Source organism: Candidatus Rokuibacteriota bacterium, from assembly GCA_030647435.1.
Lineage (GTDB): Bacteria > Methylomirabilota > Methylomirabilia > Rokubacteriales > CSP1-6 > AR37.
In genome coordinates this window covers 254,343-271,138 of sequence record JAUSJX010000012.1, presented here as the reverse complement: position 1 = coordinate 271,138, position 16,796 = coordinate 254,343, and the positions used below count along the sequence as shown (strand labels likewise).

Sequence of the window (16,796 nt, the reverse complement as noted above, 5' to 3'; positions counted from 1 at the left end):
CTCACCGGAACTCCTTCGCGTCGATGCTGTGCTTGGCCAGCATGTCGTGGAAGGTCGGCCGGCTGATGTCGAGCGCCCGGGACGCGCTGCTGATATTGCCTCGACTGCGCACGAGGGCATTGACGATGAGGCGGCGCTCGCTCTGATCCCTTGCCTCTTTGAGCGTGGGCAGCGTATCGATGACGGCGGAGGGGTTGAGGTCGAGGTCTCCGGGCCCGATGACCCGGCTGGCGGCCATGATGACGGCCCGGTGGACCTTGTTCTCGAGCTCGCGGATGTTGCCCGGCCACAGGTATTTGACGATGGCCTCGAGCGCTTCGGGGCTGAAGCGCACCTTGCGCTTGAGCGCCTGCGCATTGCGGCGGAGGAAGGCGTTCGCGAGCAGGACCACGTCCTCGCCGCGCTCGCGGAGCGGCGGCAGGTGGACGGTGACGACCGAGAGGCGATAGTACAGGTCCTCGCGGAACCGTCCGCTCTGCAGGGCCTCCTCGAGGCTCTGGTTGCTGGCCGCGACCACCCGGACGTCGATGGGGATGAGCTCGCGGCCGCCGACCCGCTCGATCTCCCGCTCCTGCAGGAAGCGCAGGAGCTTGACCTGGAGCGGCAGGCTCATCTCGGTGATCTCGTCCAGGAAGAGCGTCCCGCCGGTGGCCGTCTCGATCTTGCCCTTCCGCTGCGCGTGGGCGCCGGTGAAGGAGCCCTTCTCGTGACCGAAGAGCTCGCTCTCGAGCAGAGTCTCCGGTATGGCGCCGCAGTTGATGGCGACAAAGGGTCCGTTGCGCCGCGGACTGTGCGAGTGGATGGCCCGGGCGACGAGCTCCTTGCCGGTGCCGCTCTCTCCGTCGCAAAGCACGGTGGCCTCCGTCTTGGCGACACGCTGGATCAGCGAGAAGATCTCGCGCATCTTGGCCGTGGAGCCGAGGATGTCCGTGAAGCGAATTGACTTCTCGTGCTGCCGGGCCTGCTCCTCGCTCTCGCGCTCGAGCTGCCGGAGGTACGCCGCCCGCCGCAGCACCACCCTGAGGTCGTCGAGGTTGACCGGTTTCAGGTGGTAGTCGAAGGCCCCGCGCTCCACGGCCGCGACCGCATTGGCCCGGTCGCCATTGCCCGTGATGATGATGACCTTGGCGCCCGGGGCTGCGGCGAGGACGTCCTCGAGCGCGCGGAGACCTTCCTCCGCCGTGTCCGGGCTCGGCGGGAGGCCCAGGTCGAGCGTCACAATCTCCGGCGGAGCCTGCTGGATGGCGGCCATGGCGCGGGTACGGTCTCCCGCCACGGAGACGGTGTACTCGTCCTGCAGCGCGTACGTCAGCTGCGTCTGGATGTCCTCGTCGTCCTCGATGATGAGCAAGCGTTCCCGTTCCATCGGTCAGCGCCTCCTGGTCAATGTGATGATGGCCGGGTGACAGTGGCGGCGAGCTGGTCGCCGCCGACCACCAGATCTTCGAGCCGCTGCAGGAGCCGGCTCCAATTGTGGTTCGTTTCGACGCAGGTTCGGCCGGCCGCGGCATAGCGCTCGCGGGCGGCGGGATCGCGGAGCAGGGTGACAACGGCGCGGCTGAACGCCTTGGGACCAGCCGCGACCAGCAGGTCGCGCCCGGGCACGGCGCTGATACCCTCGAAGGCCGCCTGGCTGGCCACCACGGGGACACGCATTGCCATGGCCTCCAGCACCTTGTTCTGCAGGCCGCGGGCGACGCGCAGGGGGGCGACGGCGACCGCGGCGGAGTCGAAGTAGGGCCGGACGTCGTCCACCCTGCCGGTCACCACGACGCGGTCTTCATCCGCCAGCCGCAGGACGGCAGGAGTGGGGTCCATGCCCACGATGCAGAGTTGGACATCGGGAATCTCCCGACGGATCCGCGGCAGCACCGCGGTGACGAGGTGCTGGACAGCGTCCACGTTGGGCCGGTAGGACATGTTGCCCGTGAAGACGATCCGGTTGGGGACATAGCCCCGGCCTGACGGCCGGGTCGGCTCGAAGTACTCCAGGTCCACGCCATTGGGAATCACGCGGATGGGAGAGTCGACGTAGGCGGCCAGCACATCACCCTCCCGGGGAGCATTGACCGAGCAGGCATCGAACTGCTTGCCCAGCCAGGCTTCGTACCGGCGCACCTTCCGCCCCTCGAGCCGGAAGGCCTGGGAGAGAGGAAACGGGGCGGTCCGGGCGTACTCGAGCCATTTCTCCGAATCCGCGTCGCCGAAGTCCATCACCTTGCGACAGCCGCGATGCCCGGCCACATAGGGCCCCATGGACGAACAGTGCACGACAATGGCATCGAAGCCCCGCGTGGCCAGGAGCCGCCGGACGGTCCGGGCGAGCTCGGGGGAGTAAAAGTACCCGAAGGTTGCCGGAGCCGCGCTCATCCCGTACAGGGCAAAGCGGGCCCAGCCGGCGGGCTTGGAAATCCGGCCCACGTGCAGGTCGTGGCAGTAGCGGTGAAGCTCCTGGCCGGCGGCCAGCTCGTCAGCGGTCCGCGCCAGGGTGGCCACGGTGACCTCGTGGCTGACCGCCAGATGGCGGATCATGTTGAACGGGCGGATCTTGCCTCCCCGCTGGGGCGGATAGGGAATCCGGTGGCAGAGGAAGAGGATTTTCATGCGGAGGCGAATGGAGCGCCCAGCGGCGCGTAGCGAAGGCCGGCCACCTCGCGAAACTCCCGGATGTCGAAGAGACCCCAGCTGTCGAAGAGGAAGGCCGGCGCGCGGAGGCGGCGGGCAAGCGCCGGGATATTGGCGGTCCGATAACCGGGATGGTTGTTCATGATGATGACGCCGTCGGCCTCCTCGAACCCCTCCTCGAGCGTGCAGGCGCGGGCCCCGAGGTCGGCGATGACCTTCTCCGGCGTCACGAAGTCGTGCCCCCAGACCTCGATGCGGGACGACTGGAGCCGGCGCATGACCGGGATGGCTGCCGAGCCGCGGATGTCTTCCGTCGCCGGGCGGCCCTTGAAAGCGAAGCCGGTGATGAGGATCCTGGCGCGGGCCGGGGCGCGGCGGAGGCGGCGGAGCTCTTCGACGATGCGCGCCGCCACGTGATCCGGCATCGCCTGGTTGATCTTCCGGGCCTCTTCGATGACGCGCGGCTTGAAATCGATCTTCTTCAGACTGTCGATCAGGATGAGCGCGTCCTTCTCCAGACACGGCCCACCGACAAAACCCGGCTGGGCCACGTTGGAGCGGGGATAGTCGACATTGGCGGCATGGATCATCTCGGCCGCCGACAGCCCCATGCGCTCGGCGATGAGCGCGACCTCGTTGGCGAAGGCGAAGGTGAGGTCGCGGTAGGTGTTGTTGATCAGCTTGATCATCTCCGCCGCTTCGAGGGACGAGACGCGGACGATCTTCGGCGTGATCAGCCGGAAGAGGGCCTCGGCGCGGTCGGCGCTCTCGTCGTCGAGGCCGCCGACGACCTGTGGCAGGGACCGCATCTCCGGGATCGCCTTGCCCTCGATGGTCCGCTCGGGGCAGAAGGCCAGGCCGAACCGCTTGGCGTGGCGCCGGATCTCCGGCAGGACGACGCTCCGCGTGGTGCCGATGCTGACGGTGCTTCGCAGGATGATGAGCGGGTCCGGCCCGAATCCGGCGGCGATCCGCTGGACGGCCATCCGGATGCGGTCCAAGCTCGGGCGCTGGGTCCCGGGCTCGAGAGGGGTGCCGACCGTGATGATGTAGACGTCGTGGCCCGCAGGTGGGCTCGACGTCAGGGTCAGGGTCTTGTGCAGGTGCCTCTCCAGAAGCTCGTCCAACCCATCTTCGCGGAAGTCCGCGGCGCCGGAAGTGTTCACGCGGCTGACAAAGTTGTCGTTGGTGTCGTACCCCGTGACCTCGAAGCCTGCCTCGGCCAGCACGGCGGCGAGAGGCAGGCCGATGTGGCCGGTTCCGACGACGCAAACCTTTCCCTTATCGATCATCTCGAGGATGCTCCTTGGTGTGGGTGGGGGCCATGAACCGCTCGAGGACGGCCTGGGCCACCCTGGATTCGACATAGCGGAACTTGCCGGACGCCGTGCGCGGAAGTGACGTGGTCCGCTCGATCGTGATCCGCATATCCGAGCTGAAGACCGCGGCGAACTGGGCGCGCAGCGAGGTTTCCTCGGCGGGGCCTATCGACTGCCGCAGCACCACATGGAGCACGAGATGATCGATGGCCTCCTGCACAATCCGGAACTCCTGGATCGCCGGCATTTCCCTGAGGATGTAGATGGCGGAGAGCGCGTGGAGCACGCGGCCGCCTGGGGTGACCAGGAAGTCGGTCCGCCGGCCCTCGACTCCGCGCAGCTTCGGCAGGCCGCGGCCGCAGTGGCAGGGCGAGGTATCGAGGCTCCCGATGTCGCCCGTGCGATACCGAATGATGGGGAACGCGTGGGACTCGAGATTGGTGAGGACGATCTCTCCACGCCCGTCCGCGTCGGGATCGAGAATCTCCACGTACATGCCCTCGGCCAGGATGTGCAGGCCGCCCTCAGGGCATTCGAGCGCAACGAGCCCGCCGTCACGGCATCCGTACTCAACCCCGACCGGGCAGCCGAGCGCCGCCTCGATGGTCTTTCGCTGGAAGTCAAACAGGGGTTCAGCGGTCGCGAAAACGGCCCGGAGCCCAGGCGGCGGCGGCAGCCTGTGGTGTTCGAGGTAGCCGGAGAGGAGGTAGAGCGCGCTCGCGTAGCCGTACATCTTGGCTGGTTGGTAGTCGTAGATCGCTGCCATATGCTGCTCCAGAGCTTGCTCCCCCATGTCGAACGCCGATAGCAGCCGCGAGTTCAGGCACCAGTCACGGATTTGCCGGATCCGGTCTTGCCGCGTGATCTCGATGGGCGAGCCCCAGAGGACGATTTCTCGCGCCCCCGGCGTGATACCGAACCAGCCGTGCGCGCGGAGTCGCCCGGCTTCCGTGAAGCCCATGCGGTTCATATCCACAAGGACAGTCACGGGTGATCCGGTGGAGCCTCCGGACGACCGCCGGTGGACGTGGGGCAGGCTGGCCCGCGCGCGGAGGTCATCGAATCGGGTCTGGATCAGCTCCCGGGTAAGAAACGGGAAGTCCAGGAGATCATATGGGGACTGCAGCCGCTGGGGCGGCACCCCTGGCTCGTCCAGGATCGCGCGGTAGTAAGGAACATGAGCGTACGCGAACTCCACCAGACGCCGCAGTCGGACGAACTGATACTCCGCCAGCCGCTCAGGGCTCAACCACTGAGTGTGCTCGAGCTCCGCGAGCCACCGGAAGGTGGGCTTCCGCTTGAGGCGCTCGTGCAGCGGGAACAGCACGTGACGGACCAGCGACTTGTTCATGTCGATCTCTTCAACGCCGCGTTCAGCTCGTCGAGGGCCTGTTCCACGCTCTCGGTCCAGTCGAAGCGCTGCGCATGACGGACGATGGCGTCTCGGTCCCACGGCTGCTCCACGGCCCGGAGCAGCGCATCGCGCAGGGCGGCGGCGTCACCGTACGGCACGAGGAAGCCGTCCTCCCCGTGGCGTACGATCTCTGGCGAGCCCCCAACGCGGGTCGCGACCACGGGCGTGCCGCAGGCCAGGGACTCGAGCAGAACGTTCGGCCAGCCCTCGGACTGCGTCGCGAGGATCGACACATCGGCCGCGCTGAACCACGAGCGGAGCTCGGTTTGCGGCCGGGGCCCGGCGAACAGGACGTGCCGGTCGAGCCCGAGCTTTCGGATGGCGTCTTGCAGACGGCGCTCATAGGCTTCGCCCCGGCGGGGGCTGCCCACCACGACGTACAGCGCGTCGGGGTACCGCGCGACCAGGGACGGCAGCACATCGACGACCGCATGCTGGCCCTTGCCTTCATAGATGCCCGCTACAGTGAGCAGAACCGTCGCGCTCTCCGGGAGTCCGCAGAGTCGCCGGGCTTCCCGTCGAACCATGGGGCTGAAGACCGTCGGGTCAACGCCGTTCGGGATGACCCGCACGCGGTCGGCCGGAATGCCCAGCCCCACCGCGACACCCTTGAGGGACTCGCTCACCGACGTCACCCGGTCCGCGTGACGCAGCGCCCAGCGAAGCTGGGGCCGGTGGAGCCGGTAGCCCGACAGGCGAACGATGCTGCCCCGGAGGGTGACGACGACCGGGCAGCCGAAGAGCCCGGCCAGAAGCGTGGCGGCGAGCCCGTCGGGGAAGGCGAAGTGCGCGTCGATGACCTCGAATGGGAAGCTCCGTCGGAGGCGCGCGACAAACCGTATGAGGGAGAGGAAGTACAGCACCCCGTCGAAGGACTTCCCGTAGCGCGGCAGCGAGAAAAACCGCGGATGGTAGACGGCGAGCCCATCCTGGTGCTCGAGGAAGGGCACCGTAGCGCGCTCCTTCCTGATCCACCGGTTCATGGGGAACCAAGGTACCGGGGCTGCCACCACAACGTCGCAACGCTTGGCGAGCCTCCGGATCCGCTCGCGGACAAAGACCCCTCGCGTTGGCTGATTCACGCTCGGGAAGGTGGAGCTCAGCACGAGGACGCGCATCACGCCCCCCCGCCGTAGATGGGCAGATAGCGGGTTACGATTCGCTCCCAGGTGCGCTCGCTCTCGACCCATCGGCGGCCCCCGGCGCCCAGCTGCGCCCGCAGCTCGGGATCCCGTCCCAGGCGGCTGGCTTGCTCGACGAGCGACTCCGGGCTCTCCGCCTTGAAGAGCAGGCCGGTCTCGCCGTCGCTGACGAGCTCCGCATGGCCGCCGATGTCGCTGGCCAGCACCGGAATGCCCATAGCCATGGCCTCGAGCGGCTTGAGCGGCGTCACCAGCTCGGTCAGCCGGTTGCGCCGTCGGGGGAGCACGAAAACGTCAACGAGGGTGTAGAAGTCGCGCACCCGCTCCTGCGGGACCCGGCCGGGCATGAGCACGGCGGCGCCGGCTCGCTGAGCGGCGGCGCGGACGGCTTGCTCGTCGCGTCCGCCTCCCACGAGGAGCAGGCGGGCGCCCGGAATGCGACCGAGAAGCTCCGGCATGGCCTCGATGAGGAATGGGAGGCCTTCGTACCGGCTGAAGGAGCCGATATAGCCGAATACCGGGCCGGCGCCGAGCCCCAGCTGGACCGCCAGATCGGTCGCCCGGGCCCGAGGATCGAGCCATTCGGCTCCTACTCCATTCGGCACCACCGCGACGCGGCCCGGCGGAATGCCGCGGGAGACGACCTCCGACCGGATGCCCTCGCAGATGGCCACCACTCGATGCGCTCGCCGCAGCACGACCGCCTCGAGCGCCCGGCTCACGCGATAGCGCACGGAGCCCTCGGCGAAGCTGCCATTGTTGACGGCCGCGTCCTCCCAGAAGGTGCGCACCTCGTAGATGACCGGCAGCCCGAGCCGCCGTCCCGCCCACAGCGCCGGCAGCCCATTGAGAGAGGGCGAATGAGCGTGAATCAGCTCGGTACCCTCGGCGCGGGCGACCCGGATGATGCGAGAGGCCAGGCGCAGCATGAGCAGGAGCTCGCGCGCGAAGGGCAGCCGCCCGCCGGTCCGCCCGGTCCTGTAGTGCGGAATGCCGTCCACGAGCTCGCGACCGTCGTGCTCGGTGCCCTGCTTGGGCGAGGTCAGCACGACCGGCTCGAGCCCCAGGCGCTTCTGGGCGGTCACGATGCTGCGGCTCCGATAGCTGTAGCCGCTCCCGATGGGCAAGGAGTGGTCGAGGACGTGGAGGATCTTCATGCGGACTCCTGCTTCTTCCCTGCGACGGAGAGGGGTTCGCGCCCAGGCCGTGGCCTGGAAGGGTCGGACAGTCCCCAGAAGGCTCGGATGCGTTGCCTGGTGCCCAGCACGCCTACGCCCTCGATCTGAGCACGAAGAGCCAGCACGTCGAACGCGTTGCTCACGCCGACCCTCCGGACATTGTTCGGGTCGATTTGCCCGACATTGGAGCCGCCATAAGCCGACGCGATCAGCGTGAAGCCTGCCGCTCGGATTTCCTGGAGGACGGCAGGCGTGATGTCCTCCCGCCCGCCGAACGGATACGCGAAGCTGCGAACGGGGGTGGTCAGCATTCGCTGGAGTGTCTCCCGGCTGTCGCGGACCTCGTCTCTCGCCTCGCTCAACGGGGCGCGTCCGAGATTCGCGTGGGTCATGCCGTGTGAGCCGATCTCGAAGCCGCGGGCAGCCAGGCTTCTCACCTGATCCAACGAGAGATTGGTGAATCGGTGTGGCGAGCGCCGGTCGTGCGCGAAGCTGCCGGACGTGCCGACGAGCCCGGCTGTGACGAAGAAGGTCGCCGGAATACCGAAGTGCTCCAGGATAGGGGCCGCTGCCTCGCAATTGTCGGCGTAGCCGTCATCGAACGTCACGACGACGACGTGTGGGCCGAGATAGCGCCCGGTGTTGAGCCGGCTGACAGCCTCCGAGAGGCTGAGAACCGGGTAGCGCCTCTTCAGCATCGCCATGTGCTCGATGAATCGGTCAATACTGGTGGTCACATTGTCCACGGAGACGTCGTTCACACGGTGATACAGCAGGACCGTGCATCGGGTCCTGCGGCAGAAGCGGAGCCAGGCGTTTCGCAGCCACACCGGGCCTCCGGTCAGGCAGATCCGGTAGAAGATGGCCTTGAATGCCCGCTTCCGGGGCGATTCGGGGACCGTTCCGAGGCGGCGGGCGAGGACGGTGCGCTGCGCGCGCGTGGGAACGGTGTAGGCGGGTAGGGTCGACGGGCGCTGTGGACGCGGCCTCGCCTGGCCGCCGGCGAGTGCCTGGACCGCCTCCGCGAGCAGGTCGGCGGCAAGGTGATCCAGCTTCAGCTTCAGGCTGTGCTCGGTTTCGGTCGCCTCGATCGGGACGGAGGCCTCCGTCATGATGTCGCCGGCGTCGAGTTTTTCGGCGACGAGATGGACTGTCGCGCCTGCCTCTGTCTCGCCGTTGTAGAGCTCCCAGAACGCCGGCGGCTGGCCGCGATACTGCGGAACCTGTCCCTTATGGATGTTGATGGATCCGAGGCGTGGAAGCGCGAACGTATCGCGTGTGAGGATGCGGGTGCCGATGACCACGCCAAGATCCGCATGGAGACTCGAGATATGGCGCTGGGCCTCGGACGAATTCAGCGAACCGACCGCGCGGTACGGAATGTGGTGGCGGGTCGCGAGGTCTGTGAGGGCGCGGACCTCGGACGGGAAGATGGCCCGGCGAATCGGACGGGGGTCGAAGCGGCGCGGACCGGCTGGAATCCACAGCCCGCAGGCCCGAGCGATGAGCCGGCCGAGCAGATAGGCAACTCCGTCGCGGCGGCCGCGTTTCCAGAATCGCCGCAGGCGGGTCTTGAGCGTGTAGGCGCCACGATCATACACAAGACCTGCAATCTCGACGCCCGGTACCGCCAGCAGCCTGGTGATCGCCTGTAGAGTTGACGGCGAATCCCAGCCCGTGAGGACGACGATTCGGAAGGGAGGCGCGAGGCGGGTCATCGGCGGCTCCGGGTGGCGAGGTGGCGACAGTAGAGATCGTCGTAGGCGGCGAGCATGCGGGGGAGTCCGAACTCCGAGTCCGCGCGGTGTCGAGCAGCCTGTCCATGAGCCGCCCTGAGACCAGGATCTTCGACGTAGCGCAAGAGAGCGGCAACGAGTGAGTCGGCGGATCGGGGCTCGACAAGGAGACCGGTCACCTCATGCAGCACGAGCTCGGGGTTCCCGCCCACACGGGTGGCCACGACAGGCAGCCCCGTTGCCATGGCCTCCAGAATGGTATTGGACATGCCTTCGCCGAGCGACGGAAGGACGAATACGTCGAGGCCGCGAAGGATCCTGGGCACGTCGTCCCGCTCCCCGAGGAGATGCACGCGGCGGGTGAGCGCAAGGGACTGGATCGCTCCCTCGAGCTCTGCATGGCAGGGCCCGCCCCCGGTGATGTAGAGCAGGACGCGAGGATCCGAGGTGATTCGGGAAAAGGCCCGGATCAGTCCCAGATGGTCCTTGACGGGATCGAGGCGCCCGACGGTGCCGATCGCGATGGATCCGTCGGGGATGCCCAGCGCGCGCCGGGCCGCGTCGCGGCCATCCGGGGAGAAGGCGCGTGTATCAACGCCGTTGTAGATGGTGCGGACCTTTCGGGCCGGAATCCGCACCTCTTCGACCAGCCATCGCTCGAGGTCATGAGTGACGACGACGAATTCGGTGACCAGCGGCGCCAGCAGTCGCCGGATACGCTGTCTGCGCCTGTTCTTACCGTCCGGGTCCGCCGCCTCGCGACCGTGCTCTCCATGGATGACAACGGGCACCCCGGCCAGCCGCGCGGCGACGACGGCGTCGATGCAGGACCAGTTGCGGGTGTGCACGATGTCGGGACGGAGCTTCCGGAAGAGGCGTGCCATGCGAATGGCGTTCCAGCGGTCCGGCCTATGCTGGTCGCCCATAGACACGACAGGGACCCCCGGGGGGATCAGTTGGCTCACCGGGCCCGTGCGGGCAGGTGTCACGACGGCCTGTGGCACATCCGGGCCGAAATACTCGACCAGACGAACCACGACCTTTTCCAGTCCGCCGACCCTCAAGGTAGGGATGACGTGGACGACCCGCGGGGCGGGGGCCGCGGGCGCCACGAGCCCCCGCGACAGCGACACCGGCGCGCTCATTGCCGGCCCTCCGGGGCGAGCGCCGCATACAGGGAGGCCGCCAGGGGACCGACCGTGTCAAGGCTCTCGCGGGCCCGGCCGTCGGGCCCTACGGGCAGGGCGATGCGGACGAGGAGCGCGTCGGCGCGCCGGGCGAAGATCACGTCGCTCATCAGCGCGAGCCGGAAGCGATACTCGTTTCCGTAGACGCGGTTCCCGATCTGGTGCCAGTACGCGACGAGGAGCCGCCGGGAGTCCTGGTGGACGATCACGGCCGGAAGCGTGATGGGGCCCGCGGCGGACCCGTCCAGGGGCACGGCGAAGGAGACCGGCTCGATGAGGCTCGCGCCGCGCTGCGGGTAGATCTTGTTGATGGAGGCCCGGCGCGCGTCATCATCCTGGCCGACGAACAGGGCCACGGATACCCAGGCGAGGTGATTGCCATTGCGGTAGGTCCGTCTGACCGAAATCTTTTCATTGGGGTCCGGCGGCAAGATCTCCTCGGGGACGCCCTCGGCACCGACCCACGTGCCGAGCGTCATCGGGACCGCGTACAGCGAGACGGGATTCACGGCGCCCTTCACCGGCGGGGCCATGCGGAGGACAACGGCGCTTGCGGCGAAGAGAATCAAGATCACGCCGAGCCGCCAGCCGGTCCTCACGAGGACGCCCTCCTCCAGATGCGCGTCAGGAGCGCGTCGAGGACCACCAGGAGGACAACCGTCGCGAGGAAGACCGAGGTCCCGCTGAACTTGTGGATCACGTTGTTGAGAGCGACGGGGCCCAGGTAGTAGGCGCTGAGCGACGTGACGATGAGGCGGACGATATTCGAGAGAAGCCCGAGCGGTGCCGCGGAGAGCGTGAGCGCCACGCGGATCCAGGTGGGCCGCGGCTGCATCTGGGCATAGGCCCCGCCGAGCGCCAGCAGGGCGGCGATGGCGGGGACGCTGCTGCAGTCGGCGGCCACCTCGAGCGTCATGTTCGCCAGGTGAAGCATCACGCCGTCTCGCAGCACGGGCACGCCGAGCCATCCGAGGGCGGCGGCGGTGACCCCGGCGTCGAAGAGCTGCGACCGGTAGGTGAGGGCACTGAGCGTCAGGTACGGGAGCGGAATCATGAACGCCAGGTAGGCGATGGGGACCCAGGCGTGACGGGCGACGCGGGTGCCGTCGAGAAAGAGGACGGTTCCGAGCAGCGCAAGCGGCAGCGACAGCCTCGCGACGAACGGCTCGCCGCCCAGCGACCCGATGACGAGCATCCCCAGCGCGAGGATGATGAGGGGCAGGCCGACGATCGACCCCTCGACGGGCGCCTCCGCGAGCAGGCGGCGCCGGTGCCACAGCAGGTAGGCGGAGATGAGTGGTATTGCGAAGCCATGGGAGAGGCTCGGGAACTCGCTCCAGTCTGCGGCCATACTGATCACGACGGGCGCATAGAGTCCCAGCGCGGCGGCGGCGGCGATCCCAAGGGCCAGCCAGGACAGAGGACTCTCGGCACGAAGGGCGACGCCGTCCGCGACGGTCTGTCGGGCAACATCGCCATCCACAACCTTCTCCTCGGCCACCGCGCCGTTCACGGTTTCTCCTCCGGGAACAGCAGTGTCACGGTGGTGCCGCGCCCCTCCTGGCTCGAGACCTCGATGCGGCCGGCATGCGCCGTCATGATCTCGCGCGCCTGGTAGAGGCCGATGCCCCAGCCGCCCTTCTTCGTGGTCTGAAACGGCACGAAGAGCGAGGTCCGGACGAACTCTTCGGTCATGCCGCAGCCTGTGTCCGTCACGGCGCAGGCGACCATGCCGTCCTGACGGCAGACGCGGAGCGTGATCGTACCCTCGCCGTCCATCGCCTCAACGGCGTTCGTGATCAAGTTCTGTATGACACGCTGGATGGCGTCGCTATCGCCTCGGACGCAGGACACGGAGTCGAGGGCCAGCGTCAGGTGAAGCACGGGCCCCATCGACATGGACGCGACTGTGTCGCGCGCCAGCTCGTCCAGCGGCAGGCTCTCGAACTCGAGCTCGGTCGCTGGCTGGCGAGTTGACAGCCTGCCGACGAGCTTCTGCATGCGCGCGACCGTGCGCGTGAGGGTCCCGAGCGCGCCGACCCGGAATTTAGGATCGTCGAAGTGCTTCGGCGCGTTCTGGGTCAGCATCGAGAGCGCCGAGACCGAGTTCTTGAGGTCGTGGATGATGAAGGACGAGAGCCGGTTGAAGGCCTCGAAGGCGCGGGACTGGGCCAGGCGCTCGGAGAGCTGAACGGTCGCGGTGGCGCTGGCCGCCTGCTCTCCGAGCGTGGTGAGCAGATCCAGGTCCTCCTGGGTATAGGGCGCGCCGGTCTGCTCGGCTCCGACCAGCAACACCCCCACCAGGCGTCCCTGGGTGCGCAGGGGGACGGCCAGGACGAGCCCCGCGGCGAGCAGGGCCTCCGCCCGACCGTTCCCGAGAGTCGTGAGGTGCCGCGCCTCAGGCGCCTTCTGGCCCGTCAGGAAGTCATCGGGTGTCGCCTCGAGCGTCTTCGGGAGCGGTCCGGCACTGAGGACGGAATGGAACCGAAGGGCGCCGTCGGTCTCGTCTGCCAAGTACAGCGCGGCCTTCCGCGCGCCGATGGTCTGGGTGACGCTCCGCAGCAGCTGGGTCGCGAGGCCGTCGAGTGTGACCCGCGCCGTCAAGTTGGCCGTGAACGTCCGCCACTGCTGGCGGTAGTCGTACTTGTCCGCGTAGAAATGGGTGCTGATGTAGCGCTTGAATCGCCAGCGCAGGCTCTCCGACAGCGCAAGGGCCGCCAGGCCCATCACGGCGACGAAGACGACCAGGGTGCCCACGAGCGCCGCCTCGGGAATCCCCAGCGCGTTCAGGAGCCATCCGGCTGCGCCGGCAAGGAAAAGATAGAGGCCGCACAGGCCCACCACGGTGGACCGGTACACGAAGTGCCGGGAGACCGTCAGATCGGTGCGAAGGGCGCCCGAACGGAGGAGCCCGATAGCGACGAAAAGCTCGCCGATGATCAGGGCACTCGTTTCGATGAGGAGGCTCTGCCGATCGAGCACGTGAAAGAGCAGGGCCTGGCCGAGCAGGTAGAACCTGACGGCGAAGATGCCCCCCAAGCCCAGGGCCAGGTACTTGAACTGCCACCGGACGGAGCCCTGTGAGTTGCGAAGAGAAGGCTCGAGACCGTACAGCACCGCGATCGTGGCGAGCAGCTCGATGGCGATCCCGCCCTGACCGAGCAAGGAGAGCTGGGCGTAGCGGAAGGGGCCCGTGGCGTTCGGCACGAGGAAGAAGGGCCAGAGCACGTTGACCGCGGCCGTGACCGCCAGGCCGGCGCTCCCCAGCGACAGGGAGAACCGCCAGCCGCGCGGGATGCGGGCATCGGCGTGGCGGCCTGCCAGGAAGGCGAACAGGCACCAGGGAATCGGCACGAGGAGGGCCACGGACTGGAGCGCAATCATCCACCTTTGGTGGCTCTCGGGCGTCAGCGAGTAGAACAGGAGCCCGTAGACCAGGAGCGACTGGAGCGCGAAGGTGACCATTCCACCGGCGAACGTGACCTGCCGCAGCCGGCGGGGTGGCCGAAGCAGGGAGATCCCTGCAAAGACCAGGCTCAGGGCAGCGGCAACCAGGGGAGCGCCGGCCATCATGCTTTCACTCCAACGATCCAGTAGGCCTGCGGAGCCAACGCCCGAACGCCCGGCATGGTCTCGAGCGCTCGAACAACCCAGGGCTGTCCGAGCGTGCGCTCGAGGCCGGGCAAGGAGCGTGGGGGAAGCAGAATACTGAGTCGGCGGACGGGCCGGAGGCCCAAGGAAGCCATTGTCCGCTCGACCGCCCCCGGCGAGCCATAGCGAAGCCGGGTCGGCTGACGCCGGATGAAGGCCGAGAGTCTGCGGAACGCGGCCAAGAGACCCCACGGGTTGAGAGTTTCGACCACCGCCACCCCGGAAGGTCCGAGGACGCGGGCGATTTCAGCGAGCGCGGTTTCGGGTCCCTCCAGGGCCTGGAGTACGCCGATGCAGGCGACGACCTGGAAGCTCCGGTCCTGGAACGGGAGGCAGGAGGCATCGCCGGAGACATACCGTCCCACCCGCGGTACGTCCGCCGCCACCGCGCGGCGAAGGCTCGGCAGCGAGTAGTCGAGGCCGACCACCGGGTGTCCGCGCTTGGCGAGCACACGGACATAGGTCCCCGCCCCGCAGCCCAGCTCGAGCGCGCGGGCCCCGGCGCCGAGGAGGCCCCGGTCGAGGAGCGCCTCGAAGACGGCCACACGGCGCCGGAGGCCCGCCGCGGACCAGCCTGAGACAAGATGCTCGGGCTGGTGCCGAGTGGCGAACTTCTCGAACCGGCTCTGCCACTGTCGCTCGAAGCCTGTCATGGCGTATCTACGTATTGCCGGTGCCAGAGCTCGAGCACCATCAGCGCCCAGAGTTGTGAGGACTGGTTGCGGTAGCCGCTCTGGTGAGCATCCCAGATCCGCTTGACTGCCTCGGGCCGCACATACCCGCGGCCCGCCGCCTGGGTGGAGAACAACAGGTCACGCGCCATGTCCCGCAGATCCCCTCGCAGCCATGCCGCGAGCGGCAGCTCGAACCCCTGCTTGGGGCGGTGGACGGCCGCGGCGGGCAGTCGCTCCGCCACGTGACGCTTGAGCAGGTATTTCGAGACGGAGCCGCGGAACTTAAGTTGCGGCGGCAGGCTCGCGGCGAACTCGATGATCTTGTGATCGAGGAGCGGCGAGCGCACCTCGAGTGAGCAGGCCATGCTCATGCGGTCCACCTTGACCAGGATGTCGTTGGCAAGCCAGGTCTTGAAGTCCACGTAGAGGATGCGCGAGAGCGGATCGGCGTCGCGGACCCGCTCGAAGTGCCGGGCGAAGCCGGCGATGGGATCGTGGTGCCGGGCCTGGGCGAGGAACTCGGGGGTGCAGAGCGCCTGCTTCTCCTCGTCAAGGAACAGCGACATATCGTTGAAATAGGCGCGCTCGAATGACTGGCCGAGGTTCGAGAGCACGAGCTTGAGGCGCAGCGGCCGCGGGATGAGGTCCGAGCGTGGGTAGACCCGCGCCAGCGGGCCGAGGACCCCGCGACGCACGGGGCCGGGGATGAGCCGCCGCAGCCGCTGCTCCAGCCGGTGGACGCCGTAGCGGCGCTGATAGCCGGCGAAGAGCTCGTCGCCGCCGTCGCCGGACAGCACCACGGTGACCCGCTCGCGGGCGGCACGGGAGACGTAGTAGGTGGGCAGCGCCGAGGAATCGGCGAAGGGCTGGTCCAGGTGCCAGACGAGTCGCGGCAGATCGCTGATCGCGTCGGGCTTGACCAGGACCTCGTGGTGCTCGGTGCCCAGCGCCTTCGCCACGACCCGGGCGTGCTCGAGCTCGCTGTGGGTGCGCTCGACGAAGCCGACGCAGGTCGTGACCACGGGCCGGGCGGATTGCCGGGCCATGGAGGCGACGACGGCGGAGGAGTCCACCCCGCCGCTGAGGAAGGCGCCCAGCGGCACGTCCGCGACCATCCGCATGCCGACGGCCTCGTCGAAGAGGGCCGAGAAGGCCTCCGACGCCGCACCGGGCGTCGCGGGCCCCGTGCGGTCGAAGACCACGTCCCAGTACTCGTGCAGGCGCACGCGGCCGCGCTCCCAGACCAGAAGGTGCCCGGGCGGGATTTGCTGGATGTCCTGGAACACGGTGCCGGGCGCCGGGATGACGCCAAAGGTGAAATAGTCGCTCAATCCCTCCGGAGAGACGCGCCGCTTGATGCTCGAATCTTGCAGGAGGGCCTTGATCTCGGAGGCGAAGACCAGGCGCTCCCCGTCGGCGTGGTAGTAGAGCGGCTTCTTTCCCGCGCGGTCCCGCCCCAGGACCAAGCGGCGGTGGGACTCGTCCCAGAGCGCGAAGGCGAACATGCCGCGCAGCCGCTTCACGAACTCGAGGCCGAAGTCCTCGTAGGCGTGGACGATGGTCTCCGTGTCCGACCGGGTCGCGAAGGTATGCCCGCGCGCCTCGAGCTCGCGCGCCAGCTCGGGGAAGTTGTAGATCTCGCCGTTGAAGACCACGGCGACGGAGCGGGTCTCGTTGTAGATAGGCTGGTCGCCGGTGGCGAGGTCTATGATGCTGAGCCGCCGGTGTCCCAGTCCCACGCCCGGCCCGAAGTGAGAGCCGTCGGCGTCCGGCCCGCGGTGGCGCAGGACGCCCGTCATACGACCGAGGAGCTCCCGGTCCACGGGGTGCCGGGGGTCGGTGAAGGCGAAGCCGGCTATCCCGCACATGG

13 protein-coding genes are annotated in these 16,796 nt (G+C 68.2%); all 13 read right to left on the bottom strand.

What is annotated here, in order from left to right:
* Position 1: 1 nt before the first annotated feature.
* The 13 genes from prsR to asnB are packed head-to-tail and all read right to left on the bottom strand — an operon-like array spanning position 2 to position 16,794.
* Positions 2-1,366, bottom strand: coding sequence for a PEP-CTERM-box response regulator transcription factor (gene prsR, locus Q7W02_03200; GenBank protein ID MDO8475198.1), 1,365 nt, complete (start codon positions 1,364-1,366; stop codon positions 2-4).
* A 17-nt stretch (positions 1,367-1,383) separates the two neighbouring features.
* On the bottom strand, positions 1,384-2,604 hold the full coding sequence (locus tag Q7W02_03195) for a TIGR03087 family PEP-CTERM/XrtA system glycosyltransferase (GenBank protein MDO8475197.1): 1,221 nt from the start codon (positions 2,602-2,604) through the stop codon (positions 1,384-1,386).
* Positions 2,601-3,917: a nucleotide sugar dehydrogenase gene (locus Q7W02_03190; GenBank protein MDO8475196.1), complete on the bottom strand. Its 1,317-nt coding sequence runs from the start codon at positions 3,915-3,917 to the stop codon at positions 2,601-2,603. The genes Q7W02_03195 and Q7W02_03190 overlap by 4 nt, the downstream gene beginning before the upstream one ends.
* Positions 3,907-5,295, bottom strand: a complete 1,389-nt coding sequence (locus Q7W02_03185) for a phenylacetate--CoA ligase family protein (protein ID MDO8475195.1) — start codon at positions 5,293-5,295, stop codon at positions 3,907-3,909. The genes Q7W02_03190 and Q7W02_03185 overlap by 11 nt, the downstream gene beginning before the upstream one ends.
* The gene (locus tag Q7W02_03180; GenBank protein MDO8475194.1) at positions 5,292-6,476 is read right to left on the bottom strand and encodes a glycosyltransferase family 4 protein; all 1,185 of its coding nucleotides are present in this window, start codon (positions 6,474-6,476) and stop codon (positions 5,292-5,294) included. Before Q7W02_03180 ends, Q7W02_03185 begins: the two co-directional genes overlap by 4 nt.
* Entirely contained in the window at positions 6,476-7,657 is a 1,182-nt protein-coding gene (locus tag Q7W02_03175; protein MDO8475193.1) for a glycosyltransferase, exosortase A system-associated, read from the bottom strand. Before Q7W02_03175 ends, Q7W02_03180 begins: the two co-directional genes overlap by 1 nt.
* Entirely contained in the window at positions 7,654-9,396 is a 1,743-nt protein-coding gene (locus Q7W02_03170; protein ID MDO8475192.1) for a polysaccharide deacetylase family protein, read from the bottom strand. The genes Q7W02_03175 and Q7W02_03170 overlap by 4 nt, the downstream gene beginning before the upstream one ends.
* Entirely contained in the window at positions 9,393-10,559 is a 1,167-nt protein-coding gene (locus Q7W02_03165; protein ID MDO8475191.1) for a glycosyltransferase, read from the bottom strand. Before Q7W02_03165 ends, Q7W02_03170 begins: the two co-directional genes overlap by 4 nt.
* Entirely contained in the window at positions 10,556-11,200 is a 645-nt protein-coding gene (locus Q7W02_03160; GenBank protein MDO8475190.1) for an EpsI family protein, read from the bottom strand. Before Q7W02_03160 ends, Q7W02_03165 begins: the two co-directional genes overlap by 4 nt.
* Positions 11,197-12,114: an exosortase/archaeosortase family protein gene (locus tag Q7W02_03155; GenBank protein ID MDO8475189.1), complete on the bottom strand. Its 918-nt coding sequence runs from the start codon at positions 12,112-12,114 to the stop codon at positions 11,197-11,199. The genes Q7W02_03160 and Q7W02_03155 overlap by 4 nt, the downstream gene beginning before the upstream one ends.
* Complete coding sequence (gene prsK / locus Q7W02_03150; GenBank protein MDO8475188.1) at positions 12,111-14,174, bottom strand: PEP-CTERM system histidine kinase PrsK; 2,064 nt, start codon at positions 14,172-14,174, stop codon at positions 12,111-12,113. Before prsK ends, Q7W02_03155 begins: the two co-directional genes overlap by 4 nt.
* Positions 14,171-14,905: a class I SAM-dependent methyltransferase gene (locus tag Q7W02_03145; GenBank protein MDO8475187.1), complete on the bottom strand. Its 735-nt coding sequence runs from the start codon at positions 14,903-14,905 to the stop codon at positions 14,171-14,173. The genes prsK and Q7W02_03145 overlap by 4 nt, the downstream gene beginning before the upstream one ends.
* Positions 14,902-16,794 (bottom strand): asparagine synthase (glutamine-hydrolyzing), encoded by a 1,893-nt coding sequence (gene asnB, locus Q7W02_03140; protein MDO8475186.1) that lies wholly within the window; start codon positions 16,792-16,794, stop codon positions 14,902-14,904. Before asnB ends, Q7W02_03145 begins: the two co-directional genes overlap by 4 nt.
* Between the last annotated feature and the right edge of the window lie 2 nt (positions 16,795-16,796).